Origin of the sequence: Pseudomonas sp. B1-22, assembly GCF_050474425.1 — a bacterium.
GTDB lineage: Bacteria > Pseudomonadota > Gammaproteobacteria > Pseudomonadales > Pseudomonadaceae > Pseudomonas.
Map to the genome: position 1 here is coordinate 313282 of NZ_JBCHVH010000003.1, position 17887 is coordinate 331168.

Below are 17887 nucleotides of genomic sequence, written 5' to 3' on the forward strand. Positions count from 1 at the left end.
ACCAAGAAGACGCTGCTGGGCCTGTTCCTTTCCGCCGGACTGCTGGGCGGCACCATGGCTTCGGCGCAGGCCGCTGGCTGGTGCGAGAGCGGCAAGCCGGTGAAATTCGCAGGGTTGAACTGGGAGAGCGGCATGCTGCTCACCGACCTCATGCAGATCATCCTGAAGAACGGCTATGGCTGTGACACCGACAGCCTGCCGGGCAATTCCATCACCATGGAGCAGGCGCTGGCGAACAACGACATCCAGATCTTCAGTGAAGAGTGGGTCGGCCGCAGCGACGCCTGGAACAAGGCCGCCGCTGCCAACAAGGTGGTCGGCGTGGGCGCGCCCATCGTCGGCGCCACCGAAGGCTGGTACGTGCCGCGCTTCGTGATCGAGGGCGACAAGGCGCGCAACATCGAAGCCAAGGCGCCGAAGCTGAAATCCGTCACCGACCTGGGCCAGTACGCCGAACTGTTCCGCGATCCGGAAGAGCCGGGCAAGGGCCGCTTCTACAACTGCCCGGCCGGCTGGACCTGCGAGCTGGAAAACTCCGAGATGCTGAAGAAGTACGGCCTCGAGGACAAGTACACCAACTTCCGCCCCGGCACCGGCCCGGCCCTGGATGCCGCTGTGCTGTCGAGCTACAAGCGCAAGGAGCCTATTCTCTTCTATTACTGGTCGCCGACGCCGCTGATGGGCCAGGCCGACCTGGTGAAGCTGGATGAGCCGGGCGTGAACAAGGACGTGAAGATCCAGGTCGGCCTGTCCAAGACCTTCCACGACCAGGCCCCGGAATTGGTGGCCGTGCTGGAGAAGGTCAACCTGCCCATCGACCTGCTGAACCAGAACCTGGCGAAGATGGCCAAGGAAAAGCTCACCTCCGAGCAGCTGGCCAAGGCCTTCCTCAAGGAGCACCCGGAAGTGTGGACCACCTGGGTCAGCGAGGACGCTGCGAAGAAGGTCCAGGCTGCGCTCTGACGCCGCCGAACCCGGAAGGAGCAATGGCTCCTTCCGGTGATGCCCACTCCTGACGAGTACGTGCCATGTTTCCCGAACGCTTCACTTTCTCCATCGCCGACTGGGTCAACGGTTGGGTCGATGCCCTGGTCACCAACTACGGCGACGTGTTCCGCCACATCTCCGACACCCTGCTGTGGGCCATCGTCAACCTGGAGAGCGTGCTGCGGGCCACTCCCTGGTGGCTGATGCTGGCCATCGTCGCCGGTATCGCCTGGCACGCCACCCGGCGCATCCTGCCGACCGTGGTCATCGTCGGGCTGCTGTTCCTGGTGGGCGCCGTGGGCCTGTGGGACAAGCTGATGCAGACCCTCGCGCTGATGATGGTCGCCACCATCATCTCGGTGCTGATCGGCATCCCGCTGGGCATCGTCGCCGCGCGCAGCGACCGCTTCCGCGCCGTGCTGCTGCCGATGCTGGATATCATGCAGACCATGCCCAGCTTCGTGTACCTGATCCCGGTGCTGATGCTGTTCGGCCTGGGCAAGGTGCCGGCGATCTTCGCCACCGTGATCTACGCCGCTCCGCCGCTGATCCGCCTGACCGACCTGGGCATCCGCCAGGTCGACCGCGAGGTGATGGAAGCCATCACCGCCTTCGGCGCCAACCGTCGCCAGCAACTGTTCGGCGTGCAGCTGCCGCTGGCGCTGCCGAGCATCATGGCCGGCATCAACCAGACCACCATGATGGCCCTGTCGATGGTCGTCATCGCCTCGATGATCGGTGCCCGTGGCCTGGGTGAGGACGTGCTGGTGGGCATCCAGACCCTCAACGTCGGCAAGGGCCTGGAAGCAGGCCTGGCCATTGTCATCCTCGCCGTGGTCATCGACCGCATCACCCAGGCTTACGGCCGCTCGCGCCACCATGAGGCCAGCAAATGAGCAAGATCCAGGTCAAGAACGTCTACAAGATCTTCGGCGCCAAGGCCGACACCGCCCTGGCGATGATCCGCCAGGGCAAGAGCAAGGCCGAGGTGCTGGCCGCCACCGAGTGCGTGGTTGGTGTCAACGACCTCTCGCTGTCCATCGAGGCCGGGGAAATCTTCGTCATCATGGGCCTGTCCGGCTCCGGCAAGTCGACCCTGGTGCGCCACTTCAACCGTCTGATCGACCCCACCAGCGGGCAGATCCTGGTGGATGGCGAGGACGTACTCGCCTATGACTCGGCCGCGCTGGAGAACTTCCGCCGACGCAAGATCAGCATGGTGTTCCAGAGCTTCGGCCTGCTGCCGCACAAGAGCGTGCTCGACAACGTCGCTTACGGCCTGAAGATCCGCGGCGAGAGCAAGGCCCTGTGCCAGGAGCGCGCGCTGCACTGGATCGCCACCGTGGGCCTGAAGGGCTACGAGAAGTCCTACCCGCACCAGCTCTCCGGCGGCATGCGCCAGCGCGTCGGCCTGGCCCGCGCACTGGCCGCGGACACCGACATCATCCTCATGGACGAAGCCTTCAGCGCCCTCGACCCGCTGATCCGCGCGGACATGCAGGACCAGTTGCTGGAGCTGCAGAAGACCCTGCACAAGACCATCGTCTTCATCACCCACGACCTCGATGAAGCCGTGCGCATCGGCAACCGCATCGCCATCCTCAAGGACGGCCAGCTGATCCAGGTGGGCGCGCCCGCCGATATCCTGCACAAGCCTGCCGACGAGTACGTCGACCGCTTCGTCCAGCGCCGCGTGGCCGCGCTGTAACACCATTCGCCGGCGGGGAAGGGGGCTTCCCCGCCTACAGGAGTTCCGCATGTCGTCCTCTTCCACCATCACCTTCGGCAACGGTCCGCTGCGCTGGCAGGACCTGGTCGCGGTGGCTCGCCATGGCGCGCGCCTGCAACTGGCGCCGGCGGCCTGGGCGCGCATCGACAATGCCCATGGCATCGTCGAGCGTATCGTCAGCCGCGGGGAACGGGCCTATGGCATCAGCACCGGGCTGGGTGCGCTGTGCAATGTGGTGCTGCAGGGCGAACAACTGGCGCAGCTCTCGCGCAACACCCTGCTCAGCCATGCCTGTGGCGTCGGCGAGCCGCTGAAGGACGAACAGACCCGCGCGATCATCTGCGCGGCCATCACCAACTACAGTCATGGCAAGTCCGGCCTGCACCGCCGCGTCGTGGAAGCGCTGGTCGCGCTGCTCAACCATGGCATCACCCCGCGCGTACCGTCGCAGGGCTCGGTCGGTTACCTGACCCACATGGCCCACGTCGGCGTCGCCCTGCTGGGCATCGGTGAGGTGAGCTACCGCGGCGAGATCGTTCCCGCCGCCCAGGCGCTGGCCGCCGAGGGCCTGGAACCGGTGCAACTGGGCGCCAAGGACGGGCTCTGCCTGGTCAACGGCACGCCGTGCATGACCGGCCTGAGCTGCCTCGCCCTCGACGAGGCGACCCGCCTCGCGCAGTGGGCCGACGTGATCGGCGCCATGAGCTTCGAAGCCTTGCGCGGGCAGATCGACGCCTTCGACGCGGAGATCATCGCGCTCAAGCCGCACCCGGGCATGCAGAAGGTCGGCGCCAACCTGCGCGCGCTGCTCGAAGGCAGCGAAGTCATCGCCAGCAGCAAGGGCATTCGTACCCAGGACGCCCTTAGCATCCGCTCCATGCCGCAGATCCATGGCGCCTGCCGCGACCAGCTGGAGCACGCGGCCAAGCAGATCGAGACCGAACTCAACTCTGCCACCGACAACCCGCTGGTGCTGGGCACGCCGGACGACTACCGGGTGGTGTCCCAGGCCAACCCCCACGGCGAATCGGTGGCCATGGCCGCCGACCTGCTGGCGATTGCCGTGGCCGAGCTGGGAGGGGTCTCCGAACGTCGCCTGGACCGCCTGATCAACCCGCTGGTCAGCGGCCTGCCGGCCTTCCTGGTCAGCAAGCCGGGGGTCAACTCGGGGATGATGATCGTGCAGTACGTCGCCGCCTCGCTGGCCGGCGAGAACCGCCAACTGGCGCAGCCGGCGGTGGTGGACAACTTCGTCACCTCCGGCCTGCAGGAAGACCACCTGAGCCTGGGCACCAGCGCCGCGCTCAAGCTCGGCCGCGCCCTGGACAACAGCCGGCGCATCCTCGCCATCGAATACCTGCTGGCCGCCCAGGCCTTCGAATTCCTCAAGCCGCAGCGCTTCGGCAGCGGCACCGACTGCGCCTGGAGCCTGCTGCGCGAGCAGGTGCCGGCCTATGACAGCGACCGCTGGCTCGCGCCGGACATTGCCCGCACCGCCGAGTTGCTGGCCGACCCGGCGGCGCTGCACAGCGTCGGCGCGAGCATCGGGAGACTGCAATGAAACACCTCTGGCAACACTGCCACGCGGCGACCCTGAAGGGCGGGCGCTATTCGATCATCGAGGACGCCGCGATCATAACCGAGGGCGAGCGCATCGCCTGGATCGGCCCGCGTGCCGAGCTGCCCGAGCGCCCCGTGCAGAGCACCGACCTGGGCGGCGCCTGGGTCACGCCGGGCCTCATCGACTGCCACACCCACCTGGTGTTCGGCGGTGATCGCAGCGGCGAATTCGAGCAGCGCCTGAACGGCGTCAGCTACGCCGAGATCGCCGCCGCCGGTGGCGGCATCGCCAGCACCGTGCGCGCCACCCGCGAGGCCAGCGAGGACGAGCTGCTGGCCAGCGCCATCAAGCGCGCCCGGCCGCTGCTGGCCGATGGCGTGACCGTGCTGGAAGTGAAGTCCGGCTACGGCCTGGACCTGGATAGCGAGCGCCGCATGCTGCGCGTGGCCCGCCGCCTGGAGCAGGAGCTGCCGGTGACGGTGCGCACCACCTGCCTGTCCGCCCACGCCCTGCCGCCCGAGTACGCCGGTCGCGCCGACGACTACATCGAGCAGATCTGCACACACATCCTCCCGGCCCTGGCCGAGGAAGGGTTGGTGGACGCGGTGGACGCCTTCTGCGAACACCTGGCGTTTTCCCCGGCGCAGGTCGAGCGGGTGTTCCAGACCGCCCAGCGCCTGGGCCTGCCGGTGAAGCTGCATGCCGAGCAGTTGTCCTCGCTGCACGGTTCCACCCTGGCCGCGCGCTACGGCGCGCTGTCTGCCGACCACCTGGAGTTCATGGACGAAAGCGACGCCATCGCCATGGCCGAGGCGGGCACCGTTGCGGTGCTGCTGCCGGGCGCCTTCTTCGTCCTGCGCGAAACCCAGCTGCCGCCGATGGACGCCCTGCGCAAGCACGGCGTGGCCATCGCCATCGCCAGCGACCTCAACCCCGGCACCTCGCCCGCGCTGTCCCTGCGCCTGATGATGAACATGGCCTGCACCGCGTTCCGCATGACGCCGGAAGAAGCGCTGGCCGGCGTCACCCTCAACGCCGCGCGGGCGCTGGGCATGGCCGACAGCCACGGCAGCCTGGAGGCAGGCAAGGTCGCCGATTTCATCGCCTGGGACATCCAGCGCCCCGCCGAACTGGCCTATTGGCTCGGCGGCGACCTGCCCAAGCGCGTCATTCGTCACGGAGAGGAGATCACTGCCCGTGGATAACGTCCTGACCTTCAAACGCGGCCGCGTGCCGCTGCTGATCAGCATGCCGCATCCCGGCATCCGCCTGACCCCGGCCGTGGAAAACGGCCTGGTGGACGAGGCCCGCGAGCTGGCCGACACCGACTGGCATATTCCGAAGCTCTACGCCTTCGCCGAGGAACTGGGCGCCAGCACCCTGGCCGCCGGCTACTCGCGCTACGTCATCGACCTGAATCGCCCGGCCGACGACAAACCGCTGTACAGCACCGCCACCACCGGCCTCTACCCGGACACCCTGTTCGACGGCCGCCCGCTGTTCAAGGACGGCCAGACGCCTTCCGCTGAAGAGCGCGCGCGTTACCTGGCCGAAGTCTGGACGCCTTATCACCAGACCCTGGCCGACGAGCTGGCGCGCCTGAAGGCCGAGTTCGGCTACGCGCTGCTGTGGGATGCGCACTCGATCCGCTCGCACATTCCGCACCTGTTCGACGGCAAACTGCCGGACTTCAACATCGGCACCAACAGCGGCGCGAGCTGCGATGCGCAGCTGGCCGAGCGGCTGGTCGCGGTGTGCGCCGAGGCGCCCAGTTACAGCCACATCCTCAACGGTCGCTTCAAGGGCGGGCACATCACCCGTTACTACGGCCGGCCGCAGGACAACGTGCATGCCGTGCAGCTGGAACTCGCACAGTGCAACTACATGGATGAGCGCGTGCCCTTCGGCTACCGCGAAGACCTCGCCGCGCCCACCGCCCAGGTACTCCGCAAGTTGCTGGAAACCTTCATCGCCTGGGGCCGCGAGCGCTACGGCCGCTGAGTTTTACGCAGCCTCCTGTTGCGCCGGGACTGTCGGCGCGGCGCCGCCGGACCACGCATCCCGGCGGCGCTTCCCGATGCGGCAGGGGCTGTCTTTTCATTCGAAGCGGTGCTGCGCCAGTTGCCTCTCGGCGTGCCGCACCAGCATTTCCAGCAGCAGCGCCTGGGTGTGCGGCGGCGTTTCGTCGGCGCGGGTCAGGGCGTAGAGCGTCACCTTCACGGTAGGTGACAGGGTTCGCTGTACCGTCAGGCGTTCGTCCGCACCCAGCGCGGTGAAAGGATCGACCAGCGCCAACCCGGTTCCGGCCTCCACCAGCGTGCGCGCCAGCGCATAGGTCTGCACCGCGATGCGCACGCGCGGCGGCGGTTCGATGTTGGCCAGATGGCTTTCCAGGCGCGCGGACAGTGGGTCGGAAGTGGACAGCCCGATCATCGGCTCGCCCGCCAGTTCGTCCAGTGTCAACGCTTTGCCCAGGCGCTCTTCCGGCCAGTGCCCGCGAGGCGCCAATGCCACCAGCGGGCCGCTGGCGATGGGTTGCGAGCGCAGGCCGGGGTGGTCGGTCTGCTGCAGGGTCAGGGCGAGGTCGAGTTCGCGCATCAGCAGGTTCTGCACCAGTTCGCGCGAGTGCTGGGTGGCCAGTTCGCAACTGCTCTGCGGGTAGCGGTCGGTCCATTCGCGGATCACCGGCGGCAGCAGCGACAGCGCCATGGCCGGCGTGGCGCCCACGCGCAGGCGGTTCTCCGGCTGGCCGCGCAGGCTCTGCGCGAGACGCCGCACGCCCTGCAGGCTTTCGCTGACCTTGGCCACTTCGCGCTCCAGCTCCAGCGCTTCGGGCGTGGGCTGCAACTTTCCGCGGACACGGAGAAAGAGCGGGAAGCCCAGCTGCTGCTCGGCGTGCTGCAGCACCTTGGTTACCGCCGGCTGCGAGACGTGCAGCAAGAGGGCGGCGCCGCTGACCGAGCCGGTCTCGCGGATGGCCTGGAACACTTCGATATGGCGCAGGCGCATGGCGTCCCCCTTGTGTGAATAACGTGCGCGTATAACCCAGGGTTATGGGTTGCCCATGTTTATTCATTGTTCGCCGTCTGTCACCCGGCACTAAGGTCGAGGCCAGGATTGAATGGGCAGTGAGGCGGCAATGGCACAGCGGGTTTGCATCATCGGCGCGGGCGTGGTCGGACTGGCCACCGCTCACGCGCTGGTCCTCGAAGGCTTCGACGTCACCGTGCTGGAAGCGCGGGATCAGGCCGGGCTGGAAACCAGCTTCGCCAACGGCGGCCAGCTGTCCTACCGCTACGTCGCTCCACTGGCCGATGCCGGTGTGCCGCAGCAGGCGCTGGGCTGGCTGCTGCGCGGGGATTCGCCGCTGCGCCTGCGCCCGCGCCTGGACCCGGCGCAATGGCGCTGGCTGATGGCGTTCACCGCGGCCTGCCGGCGCTCGGTGAACCAGGCCAATGCCCAACACCTGCTGCGCCTCGCCCTGTTCAGCCAGGCCACGCTGGCGCAGTGGCGCGAGAACGGGTTGGACGGCTTCGAGTGGCGGCGCAACGGCAAGCTGGTGGCCTTCCGTGACGAAGGCAGCTTCCGGGCTGCGCGGCAGAACCTCTCCGATCCCGCCGCGCAGTTCGTGCTCTCGGCCCAGCAGTGCCGCGAACTGGACCCGGCGCTGGAGGGCGCGCCCTTCGTCGGCGGCATCCACACGCCGGACGAGGAGGTCGCCGACTGCTTCCTGTTCTGTCAGCGCCTGGCCGAGCGGCTCCAGGCGTCCGGGCGCTGTCGCCTCCTCCACGGCTATCCGGCTTCCCGGCTGATCCTGCGCAATGGCGCTGTCGTGGGCGTTGAGGCGGGAGGAGAAAGCTTCGCGGCCGATCACGTCGTGCTCGCCGCCGGCTACCGTAGCGCCGCGTTGCTGCCAGGCGGGCCGCGCCTGCCGCTCTATCCGCTCAAGGGCTACAGCCTGACCGCGCCGATCCGCGCCGGCGACCACGCGCCGGAGGTCAGCCTGACGGACTACGACCGCAAAGTGGTCTATGCACGCATCGGCGACCGCCTGCGTATCGCGGCCATGGTCGACATCGTCGGCTTCGACCCGCGCCTGGAGCCCAAGCGGCTGGCGCTGATCCGCCAGCAGGCGGCGGACACCCTGCCCAATGCCTGCGACTATGGCGCCGCCCTCGAATGGGCCGGCATGCGCCCGGCCACGCCCACCGGCGTGCCGCTGGTGGGCGCCTGCGGGCCGCATGGTCTGTGGCTCAACCTCGGCCATGGTGCGCTGGGTTTCACCCTGGCCTGTGGCAGCGCGCAACTGATTGCCGCGCAGATCGCCGGGCGCCGCCCGGACATCGACACCAGCGGCCTGACGCCCGAGCGGCTGGCCGGCTGATTCCTTCGCATTGGGAGACTCACCATGCAACTTACACGCATCGCCACCAACGACCGCCTTTCCGGCGCTATGGTCTTCGGCTCGCTGGTGTTCCTCTCCGGGCAGGTGCCCGGTCAGGCCACCGACATCCAGGGGCAGACCCGCGAGGTACTGGCGAAGATCGACGCGCTGCTGGCCGAGGCCGGCACCGACAAGGCGAACATCTTGAGCGCCACGATCTACCTGAAGGACATCGCCGCCGATTTCGAGGCCATGAACGGCGTCTGGTCCGCCTGGCTGCCCGCGGGCTGCGCGCCGACCCGTACCACGGTGCAGGCGCTGCTGGCGCGGCCGTCCGTGCTGGTGGAGATCACGGTGATCGCCACACGGCCCTGAACCTCAACCTGCTTTACAACAACAAGAGGGATCGAACCCATGAAACGATTTGCACTGGGAATGCTGGCAGCGTCCAGCCTGGTCTGTGCGCTGGCGCAGGCGAACGAAGCGCTGGAAGGCACGCTGAAGAAAGTCGCTGATAGCGGCACGATAACCCTGGGTTATCGCGACGCCTCGGTGCCGTTTTCCTACCTGGGCGACAACAGCGGCCAGCCCATGGGCTACTCGGTGGAGCTGGCCGGCAAGGTGGTCGAGCGCATCAAGCAGAAGCTGAACAAGCCCGATCTTGCGGTGAAGTACAACCTGGTGACCTCGCAGACGCGCATCCCGCTGGTGCAGAACGGCACCGTTGACCTGGAGTGCGGCTCCACCGGCGTTACCGCCGAGCGCATGAAGCAGGTGGCCTTCTCCTACGGCTTCATCTACGTGAAGGGCCAGTTGCTGACCGCCAAGGACAGCGGTATCCAGGGCTTCGACGATCTCAAGGGCAAGAACGTGGTGACCACCGCCGGCACCACCAACGAGCGCTACCTCAAGGCCTACAACGTCGAGCACAAGCTGGGCATGAACGTGGTCAGCGCCAAGGACCACGGCGAAGCCTTCCTGATGCTGCAGTCCGGCCGCGCGGTGGCCTTCTACATGGATGATGCGCTGCTGTATGGCGAGAAGGCCAAGGCCCGCGACCCGCATCACTGGGTGGTGGTGGGCGAGCCGCAGTCGCGGGAAATCTACGCCTGCATGGTGCGCCGCGACGATCCGCAGTTCCTCGCCCTGGTCAACCAGACCCTGGCCGACCTGTACGCCTCCGGCGAGATCAAGGGCATCTACCAGCGCTGGTTCGAGCAGCCGATCCCGCCGAAGAACCTCAACCTGGAATTCCCCATGACCGCCGAGCTGCAGGCGATCATCGCCAAGCCCACCAGCGAGCCGGTGCAGTAAGCCCGCTAGCGTTGCAGGCCGAGGTGGCGGATCAGCGGCTGCGCCTCGGCCAGGCGCCCCCAGACGTCGTCGAGCAATTCGGCGGGGTAGAAGGAGGGCAGGAGTGGCAATTCTTCGCGCGGCACCCAGGCCACATCGCGGATATCGAACTCGTCGCCACCCAGGCCGCGCAGGTTGTCCAGGCTGACGTTCCCGCTCCAGGCGTCCACGCGATAGAACAGTTCCATGTGGAAGCGTCCGGCCAGCGGCTCGGCGAACTCGCGGACGTAGACCAGCGGGCCGACTTCCACGGCCAGCCCCGTCTCCTCGAAGCACTCGCGACGCACCGTGTCGCGGGTGGATTCGTCCTTGTCCGACTCGAAGCCGCCGCCCGGCGGAATCCAGTAGAGGTCGCCGCCCACCTCGTGGCGTACCAGCAGGATGTGCTCGTCGCGCAGCAGCAGGCCGGCGGCGCGGATGCGGTGTTGCAGGGGGGAAGTCATTGCCAGTCGAGCCTCGCCAGTTTCCACTCGGAGCCGTCGCGCCACCATTCCAGTTTCACAGCGTAGTGCGCGGCGCTGTCGGGGATCAGGTTTTCGGCGCCGGTCAGGGCGACCTGGGCCTCGGTGTGGCCGCGGCTGGAGTAGGTCGGATCGAGCTGGCTGTCGCTGGAGAGGACGATCACCTTGATCTGCTGGTGGCGCAGGAACATCAGCGTCATGGTGCGCCGTGCCCAGTCGCGGTCGAATTCGCCATTGGCGCGGAAGTCGCGGTGCAACTGTTCCATCACGGCCCCGCTATGCTTGGCTTCCAGGTTGTCCTGCAGTTGTTTGACGGCGGCATCCAGTTGCGCACGAGGGTCGTCGCGGCCGCAGCCGCTCAAGGCCAGTAGCAGCAGGAACAGAGAAAGAAACAACTTCCGTGGCATGGCGCACGAACTCCTTTATGGGTTTTTCGCTGGCCCGAGTATCATGCCCGACACCGTGCGCGCCGAAGACCCTCAAGAGAGGTCGCACAGCGCCAGCGCGACTTTCGACAAGTCGGTGCAGGCCCTAGGATGGTTACTGGTCCGGGAACGACCGTACGCACTGATCCAGGAGCGAGCCATGCAATCTTTGTATCCGGAAATCAAGCCTTACGCCCGCCATGAACTGGCCGTCGAGGAGCCGCATGTCCTTTATGTGGACGAGAGCGGTATGCCTGACGGTTTGCCGGTTCTGTTCATCCATGGCGGCCCGGGTGCCGGTTGCGATGCCATGTCGCGGCGCTTCTTCGATCCCAACATCTACCGCATCGTCACCTTCGACCAGCGTGGCTGTGGCCGTTCCACGCCCTTCGCGAGCCTGGAGAACAACAGCACCTGGCACCTGGTGCAGGACATCGAGCGCATCCGCGAGCACCTGGGCATCGACAAATGGGTGCTGTTCGGCGGCTCCTGGGGCTCGACCCTGTCGCTCGCTTACGCCCAGACCCATCCCGAGCGCGTGCTGGCGCTGATCGTGCGCGGCATCTTCCTCTGCCGCCCACAGGAGATCCGCTGGTTCTACCAGGAGGGCGCGAGCCGTCTGTTCCCCGATTACTGGGAGGACTACCTGGCACCGATCCCGGCGGACGAGCAGGACGACCTGGTGAGCGCCTTCAAGCGCCGCCTGACCGGACCGGACCAGATCGCCCAGATGCACGCCGCCCGTGCCTGGTCCACCTGGGAGGGGCGCACCGCCTCGCTGCGGCCGAACCCGGCGTTGGTGGAGCGCTTCTCCGATCCGCACCGTTCATTGTCCATCGCCCGCATCGAGAACCATTACTTCGTCAACAACGGCTTCCTGGAACCGGACCAGCTGCTGCGCGACATGCACAAGATCGCCCATCTGCCGGGTGTGATCGTCCACGGCCGCTACGACGTGGTCTGCCCGCTGGACAATGCCTGGGCACTGCACAAGGCCTGGCCCAACAGTGAGCTGCAGATCGTCCGCGACGCCGGCCACGCCGCCAGCGAGGCGGGAATCACCGATGCGCTGGTGCGGGCGACCAATGAGATCGGCCGCCGCCTGCTGAACCTCCCGCCGGAGGCTGAATGAAGGGTTTGATCCAGCGGGTGCGCGGCGCCCGCGTCGAAGTCGAGGGTGAGGTGGTCGGCTCCATCGATCACGGCCTGCTGGTTCTGGTGGGCGTCGAACCGCAAGACAGCGAGGAGTCGGTAAATCGTTTGTTGCACAAGCTGCTTAACTATCGAGTGTTTGGCGACGATGAAGGTAAAATGAACCTTTCATTGAGCGATGTCGGTGGCGGTTTGTTGCTGGTTTCGCAGTTCACCCTGGCCGCGGATACCCGAAAGGGGCTTCGGCCAAGTTTTTCCAGCGCGGCGCCACCCGAAAGGGGCGCCGCGTTGTTCGATCTACTCGTGGAGCAGGCACGAGCCCGTCATCCCGTGGTCGCCACCGGCCGTTTTGGCGCCAATATGCAGGTTCACCTGGTCAATGACGGGCCAGTGACCTTTCTTCTGGAGGCTTGAACGCGCGGCAGCTTGTCATAACGCCGTGGGATGATGGTTAGGGCATATGCACCTAGAACAATGGGACACCGGGAGCTACAGGTACCCGTGGAAAAAAACGGGGAATCATTCAGGCTCACCGGGGTCGGAATTCAATCGCCGGCAAATTGGCATCGCCTTTGCCGGCCTTATTAGTTTTGTGTTCACGGACGAGGGGGACTCGTGATTTTCCGTTCCGTTCAACAACCTCTTTCTCGCAAATCCCTGCGCGTACTGGTCGGTTCCGCCCTCCTGGCGTTGAGCACCAGTCCGGCCTGGGCTTTCAATCTTGACGACGTGGCCGAGAAGGCCAAGACGCTGGCGGGCGAAAAATACAGCGCGCCGACCAGCAACCTGCCATCGGAATTCAGCGAAATGAAGTTCGCTGACTACCAGCAGATCCGCTTCCGCAACGAGAAGGCTTATTGGGCCGGCGACAAGACGCCGTTCAAGATCAGCTTCTACCACCAGGGCATGCACTTCGACACCCCGGTGAAGATCAGTGAAGTGACCTCCACCAGCGTCAAGGAGATCAAGTACGATCCCTCTCGTTTCGATTTCGGTTCGCTGAAGTTCGACGCCAATGCCACCAAGGACCTGGGCTACGCCGGCTTCCGCATCCTCTATCCGATCAATACCCCGGACAAGCAGGACGAGATCGGCACCTTCCTTGGCGCCAGCTACTTCCGCATCATCGGCAAGGACCAGTGGTGGGGCCTGTCCGCCCGTGGCCTGGCGCTGGACACCGCGCTGCCGTCTGGCGAGGAATTCCCGCGCTTCCGCGAGTTCTGGATCGAGCATCCCAAGCCCACCGACAAGCACCTGGTGATCTTCGCCCTGCTGGATTCGCCGCGTGCCACCGGCGCCTACCGCTTCATCATCCGTCCGGGCAATGACACCGTGGTGGATGTGAAGGCGCGCGTCTACCTGCGCGACAAGGTGTCCAAGCTGGGTCTGGCGCCGCTGACCAGCATGTTCCTGTTCGGCTCCAACCAGCCGTCCGCCGAGCACAACTTCCGTCCGGAGCTGCATGACTCCACCGGCCTGCAGATCCATGCCGGCAACGACGAGTGGATCTGGCGTCCGCTGAACAACCCGAAACACCTGTCCGTCAGCGCCTACAGCGTCGAGAACCCGAAAGGCTTCGGCCTGCTGCAGCGCGGCCGCGAGTTCTCCCGCTACGAAGACCTGGACGACCGCTACGACATGCGTCCGTCCGCCTGGGTCGAGCCGCAGGGCGACTGGGGCAAAGGTACCGTCGAGCTGGTGGAGATCCCCACGCCGGACGAAACCAACGACAATATCGTCGCCTTCTGGAACCCCGAGAAGCGCCCGGAAAACGGCGAGCCGCTGGACTTCGCCTACCGCATGCGCTGGACCAAGGACGAAGAGGCGCTGCACGATCCGAAATCCTCCTGGGTCATGCAGACCCTGCGCTCGGTGGGTGACGTGAAGCAGAAGAACCTGATCCGCCAGCCGGATGGCAGCATTGCCATGGTCGTCGACTTCGTCGGCCCGACCCTGAAAGCGCTGGCCGGTGATGCGCCGGTGAGCACTCAGGTGAGCACCGACGACAATGCCGAGGTCAAGGAGAACAACCTGCGCTACAACCCGGTGACCCAGGGCTGGCGCCTGACCTTGCGGGTCAAGGTCAAGGATCCGAAGAAGCCGACGGAAATGCGCGCCGCGCTGGTGAATGGCGGCCAGACCATTTCCGAAACCTGGAGCTACCAGCTGCCTGCCGATGAATAACTCCACCGCTACCACCGCGCCGGTGGCCGATTACCTCGCGCACCTGCCGCTTTCGGCGGCCGAGCGCGAGCGTCTGGCCCGGGCCGGTTCCTTCAGCGAGCTGCACGAGCAGCTCGCTGGCGATGATGCCCAGAGCGACGATGTTGCGCTGGCCTCGGTCGGGGCGCGCCTGCGCCACGGCTATGGTCAGGAACTGGACGATGCCCGGATGCTGGGTATGGACGATAACGGCCGCACCTACCTCAAGGCCGCGCCGCCGATCCAGCGCACCAAGGTCATCCCCGAACCCTGGCGCACCAACCCACTGATTCGCGGCTGGCGCCGCCTGATCGGCCGCAGCAACCCGTCCAGGCCGGTTCGCGACCTACCCAAGGCGCGCTGGCAGCGGGTCGGCTCCTGGCGCCGTTTCATCCTGGTGCTGCTGATGCTGGGCCAGACCAGCGTCGCCACCTACTACATGAAAGGCATCCTGCCCTATCAGGGCTGGGCCTTCGTCGATCTGGAAGAGATCAACCGCCAGACCTGGCTGCAGACCCTGGTGCAGGTGCTGCCGTACCTGATCCAGTTCGGTGTGCTGACATTGTTCGCCATCCTGTTCTGCTGGGTGTCGGCCGGTTTCTGGACCGCCCTGATGGGCTTCTGGGAGCTGCTCACTGGCCGCGACCGCTACCGGATTTCCGGCAGCAGCGCCGGCAATGAGCCGATTGCCGCCGAGGCGCGCACCGCGATCGTCATGCCGATCTGCAACGAGGACGTGCCGCGGGTCTTCGCCGGCCTGCGGGCGACCTACGAGTCGGTCGCCGCCAGCGGCGAGCTGGATCGCTTCGACTTCTTCGTGCTCAGCGACACCAACCAGCCGGACATCGCGATGGCCGAGGAAAAGGCCTGGATCGAGCTGTGCAACGAAGCCAAGGGCTTCGGCCGCATCTTCTACCGTCGCCGCCGGCGCCGGGTGAAGCGCAAGAGCGGCAACATCGACGACTTCTGCCGTCGCTGGGGTGGCCAGTACAAGTACATGGTCGTCATGGACGCCGACAGCGTGATGAGCGGCGACTGCCTGACCAAGCTGGTGCGCCTGATGGAGGCCAATCCCGAGGCCGGCATCATCCAGACCGCGCCCAAGGCGTCGGGCATGGATACCCTGTATGCGCGCATGCAGCAGTTCGCCACCCGCGTGTACGGCCCGCTGTTCACCGCCGGCCTGCACTTCTGGCAACTGGGCGAATCGCACTACTGGGGCCACAACGCGATCATCCGGGTGAAACCCTTCATCGAGCACTGCGCCCTGGCGCCGCTGCCGGGCAAGGGTTCCTTCGCCGGTGCGATCCTCTCCCACGACTTCGTCGAGGCCGCGCTGATGCGCCGCGCTGGCTGGGGCGTGTGGATCGCCTACGACCTGGAAGGCAGCTACGAGGAATTGCCGCCCAACCTGCTGGACGAGCTCAAGCGCGACCGCCGCTGGTGCCACGGCAACCTGATGAACTTCCGCCTGTTCCTGGTCAAGGGCATGCACCCGGTGCACCGCGCGGTGTTCCTCACCGGCGTGATGTCCTACCTGTCGGCGCCGCTGTGGTTCTTCTTCCTGGTGCTGTCCACCGCGCTGCTGGCGGTGCACCAGCTGATGGAGCCGCAGTACTTCCTGGAGCCGCGCCAGCTGTTCCCGATCTGGCCGCAGTGGCACCCGGAAAAGGCCATCGCCCTGTTCTCCACCACCCTGACCCTGCTGTTCCTGCCCAAGCTGCTCAGCGTCATGCTGATCTGGGCCAAGGGCGCCAAGGCGTACGGTGGCGTGATCAAGGTGACCCTGAGCATGCTGCTGGAGATGTTCTTCTCGGTGCTGCTCGCCCCGGTGCGCATGCTTTTCCACACCCGCTTCGTGCTGGCCGCGTTCCTCGGCTGGGAGGCCCAGTGGAAGTCGCCGCAGCGTGACGACGACGACACCCCGTGGAGCGAAGCGATCCGCCGTCACGGCCTGCAGACCCTGCTGGGCCTGTGCTGGGCGCTGCTGGTGGCGTGGCTGAACCCGCGCTTCCTGTGGTGGCTGTCGCCCATCGTCGGTGCCCTGATGCTGTCGATCCCGGTCTCGGTGATCAGCAGCCGGGTCAAGCTGGGCCTGGCCTCGCGTGACGAGAAGCTGTTCCTGATTCCCGAGGAATACGACACCCCGCGCGAGCTGCGTGCCACCGACGAGTACACCTACCAGAACCGCTGGCAGGCGCTGAAGGACGGCTTCGTCCGTGCAGCCGTGGACCCTGTGCTCAACGCCCTGGCCTGCGCCATGGGCACGGCCCGCCACGGCCATTCCGCCGCCATCGAATCGACCCGCACCGCGCTGGTCGAGAAGGCGCTGGACGCCGACCCCGAGCAGCTCGACGGCAACCGCCGCCTGGCGCTGCTGAGCGACCCGGTTGCGCTGTCGCGCCTGCACCTGGCGCTCTGGCAGGGCAACAAGGAGCAGTGGATCGGCCAATGGCAGCAGTCGCTGCGGGCCGACAGCCACGCGCCGGCGGTGCCGCTGGCGCCGGTGGCCGAACAGCCTCCGCTGTCGTTGCCCGCCGCGCAGTCCTGATCCTCGCCCGCCCTCGTCCCTACGTGGACGAGGGCGGTTGGCGAGTTTCCTGGTTTTCCCCGCGCGGCGCTGCTGGTACCCTGCGCCGGCTATCCAGAAATGATCGAGAAATCAGGCGCATGGGGTAGTCTTCGCACCCTTGTGCTGCACAGTGCGCCGTATTGCCCGCCGTCATGGATGCGCGACTCGATTTCTGGAACAACAAGAAGACCTTTTATTTGCTTGGGAGTTTGGGGATGAAAAAGTACCTGGCATCGCTGGTCATGGGCGTCTGCGCCCTGGTGGGCGTGGCCTCGGCGCAGGCTGGCGCCATCGATGAAGCGGCCAAGCGCGGCACCCTGCGCGTGGGCATGGACCCGACCTACATGCCGTTCGAGATGACCAACAAGCGCGGTCAGATCGTGGGTTTCGAAGTGGACCTGCTCAAGGCCATGGCCAAGGCCATGAACGTCAAGCTGGAACTGGTTTCCACCAGCTATGACGGCATCATCCCGGCCCTGCTGACCGACAAGTTCGACATGATCGGCTCGGGCATGACCCTGACCCAGGAACGCAACCTGCGCCTGAACTTCTCCGATCCCTTCATCGTGGTCGGCCAGACCCTGCTGATCCGCAAGGACCTGGAAGGCACCATCAAGTCCTACAAGGACCTGAACGATGCGAAGTACCGCATCACCTCCAAGATCGGCACCACCGGCGAGTTCGTCGCCAAGAAGCAGCTGTCCAAGGCCCAGTACCACGGCTTCGACAACGAGCCCGAAGCGGTCATGGACGTGGTCAACGGCAAGGCCGACGCCTTCATCTACGACTCGCCCTACAACGTCGTGGCCGTCAACAAGTTCGGCGCCGGCAAGCTGGTCTTCCTGGACCAGCCGTTCACCTACGAGCCGCTGGCTTTCGGCCTGAAGAAGGGTGACTACGACTCGATCAACTTCATCAACAACTTCCTCAAGCAAATCCACGAAGACGGCACCTACGATCGTCTGCATGACAAGTGGTTCAAGAGCACCGACTGGCTGAAGGACATGGAATAATCCACGTCTGATGCTGGTTCACCCGACGCGCAGGCCCCAGGCCTGCGC

17 protein-coding genes are annotated in these 17887 nt (G+C 66.1%); 14 read left to right on the forward strand and 3 right to left on the reverse strand.

The window, feature by feature from the left end:
• Positions 1-54 precede the first annotated feature (54 nt).
• From ACQ5BL_RS13435 to hutG, 6 genes are all read left to right on the forward strand, one after another.
• On the forward strand, positions 55-963 hold the full coding sequence (locus ACQ5BL_RS13435) for an ABC transporter substrate-binding protein (RefSeq protein ID WP_430293181.1): 909 nt from the start codon (positions 55-57) through the stop codon (positions 961-963).
• A 65-nt stretch (positions 964-1028) separates the two neighbouring features.
• Positions 1029-1883, forward strand: coding sequence for an ABC transporter permease (locus ACQ5BL_RS13440; protein ID WP_045215843.1), 855 nt, complete (start codon positions 1029-1031; stop codon positions 1881-1883).
• Positions 1880-2695 carry a quaternary amine ABC transporter ATP-binding protein gene (locus ACQ5BL_RS13445; RefSeq protein WP_243804176.1) on the forward strand — a complete coding sequence of 272 codons (816 nt, stop codon included), beginning with the start codon at positions 1880-1882 and terminating at the stop codon, positions 2693-2695. The genes ACQ5BL_RS13440 and ACQ5BL_RS13445 overlap by 4 nt, the downstream gene beginning before the upstream one ends.
• A 49-nt stretch (positions 2696-2744) precedes the next feature.
• Positions 2745-4277, forward strand: a complete 1533-nt coding sequence (hutH, locus tag ACQ5BL_RS13450; protein WP_243804178.1) for a histidine ammonia-lyase — start codon at positions 2745-2747, stop codon at positions 4275-4277.
• Positions 4274-5482: an imidazolonepropionase gene (gene hutI / locus ACQ5BL_RS13455; RefSeq protein ID WP_243804180.1), complete on the forward strand. Its 1209-nt coding sequence runs from the start codon at positions 4274-4276 to the stop codon at positions 5480-5482. The genes hutH and hutI overlap by 4 nt, the downstream gene beginning before the upstream one ends.
• Positions 5475-6278 (forward strand): N-formylglutamate deformylase, encoded by an 804-nt coding sequence (gene hutG / locus ACQ5BL_RS13460; RefSeq protein ID WP_243804183.1) that lies wholly within the window; start codon positions 5475-5477, stop codon positions 6276-6278. The genes hutI and hutG overlap by 8 nt, the downstream gene beginning before the upstream one ends.
• Positions 6279-6374: 96 nt before the next feature.
• Here hutG and ACQ5BL_RS13465 read toward each other — a convergent pair whose 3' ends face one another.
• Entirely contained in the window at positions 6375-7286 is a 912-nt protein-coding gene (locus ACQ5BL_RS13465; RefSeq protein ID WP_243804185.1) for a LysR family transcriptional regulator, read from the reverse strand.
• Between the two features lie 130 nt (positions 7287-7416).
• Between ACQ5BL_RS13465 and ACQ5BL_RS13470 the strand changes: the two genes are divergently transcribed.
• Genes ACQ5BL_RS13470 through ACQ5BL_RS13480 form a run of 3 tightly spaced genes read left to right on the forward strand, consistent with a single transcriptional unit; the run spans position 7417 to position 9975 of the window.
• Entirely contained in the window at positions 7417-8661 is a 1245-nt protein-coding gene (locus ACQ5BL_RS13470; protein ID WP_243804187.1) for a D-amino acid dehydrogenase, read from the forward strand.
• A 24-nt stretch (positions 8662-8685) separates the two neighbouring features.
• Positions 8686-9036 (forward strand): RidA family protein, encoded by a 351-nt coding sequence (locus ACQ5BL_RS13475; protein WP_243804189.1) that lies wholly within the window; start codon positions 8686-8688, stop codon positions 9034-9036.
• Between the two features lie 39 nt (positions 9037-9075).
• Positions 9076-9975: a transporter substrate-binding domain-containing protein gene (locus tag ACQ5BL_RS13480; RefSeq protein WP_243804191.1), complete on the forward strand. Its 900-nt coding sequence runs from the start codon at positions 9076-9078 to the stop codon at positions 9973-9975.
• 5 nt (positions 9976-9980) lie between these two features.
• Here ACQ5BL_RS13480 and ACQ5BL_RS13485 read toward each other — a convergent pair whose 3' ends face one another.
• Both ACQ5BL_RS13485 and ACQ5BL_RS13490 read right to left on the reverse strand, forming a co-directional pair.
• Positions 9981-10457, reverse strand: coding sequence for an NUDIX domain-containing protein (locus ACQ5BL_RS13485; protein ID WP_243804193.1), 477 nt, complete (start codon positions 10455-10457; stop codon positions 9981-9983).
• Positions 10454-10882 carry a hypothetical protein gene (locus tag ACQ5BL_RS13490; RefSeq protein ID WP_243804195.1) on the reverse strand — a complete coding sequence of 143 codons (429 nt, stop codon included), beginning with the start codon at positions 10880-10882 and terminating at the stop codon, positions 10454-10456. Before ACQ5BL_RS13490 ends, ACQ5BL_RS13485 begins: the two co-directional genes overlap by 4 nt.
• Before the next feature lie 178 nt (positions 10883-11060).
• Between ACQ5BL_RS13490 and pip the strand changes: the two genes are divergently transcribed.
• From pip to ACQ5BL_RS13515, 5 genes are all read left to right on the forward strand, one after another.
• Complete coding sequence (gene pip, locus ACQ5BL_RS13495) at positions 11061-12032, forward strand: prolyl aminopeptidase (protein ID WP_243804197.1); 972 nt, start codon at positions 11061-11063, stop codon at positions 12030-12032.
• The gene (gene dtd, locus ACQ5BL_RS13500; protein ID WP_243804199.1) at positions 12029-12466 is read left to right on the forward strand and encodes a D-aminoacyl-tRNA deacylase; all 438 of its coding nucleotides are present in this window, start codon (positions 12029-12031) and stop codon (positions 12464-12466) included. Before pip ends, dtd begins: the two co-directional genes overlap by 4 nt.
• Before the next feature lie 201 nt (positions 12467-12667).
• Positions 12668-14236 carry a glucan biosynthesis protein G gene (locus ACQ5BL_RS13505; RefSeq protein WP_243804201.1) on the forward strand — a complete coding sequence of 523 codons (1569 nt, stop codon included), beginning with the start codon at positions 12668-12670 and terminating at the stop codon, positions 14234-14236.
• The gene (gene mdoH / locus ACQ5BL_RS13510; RefSeq protein ID WP_243804202.1) at positions 14229-16805 is read left to right on the forward strand and encodes a glucans biosynthesis glucosyltransferase MdoH; all 2577 of its coding nucleotides are present in this window, start codon (positions 14229-14231) and stop codon (positions 16803-16805) included. Before ACQ5BL_RS13505 ends, mdoH begins: the two co-directional genes overlap by 8 nt.
• Before the next feature lie 236 nt (positions 16806-17041).
• Entirely contained in the window at positions 17042-17839 is a 798-nt protein-coding gene (locus tag ACQ5BL_RS13515; protein ID WP_207882066.1) for a transporter substrate-binding domain-containing protein, read from the forward strand.
• Positions 17840-17887 lie beyond the last annotated feature (48 nt).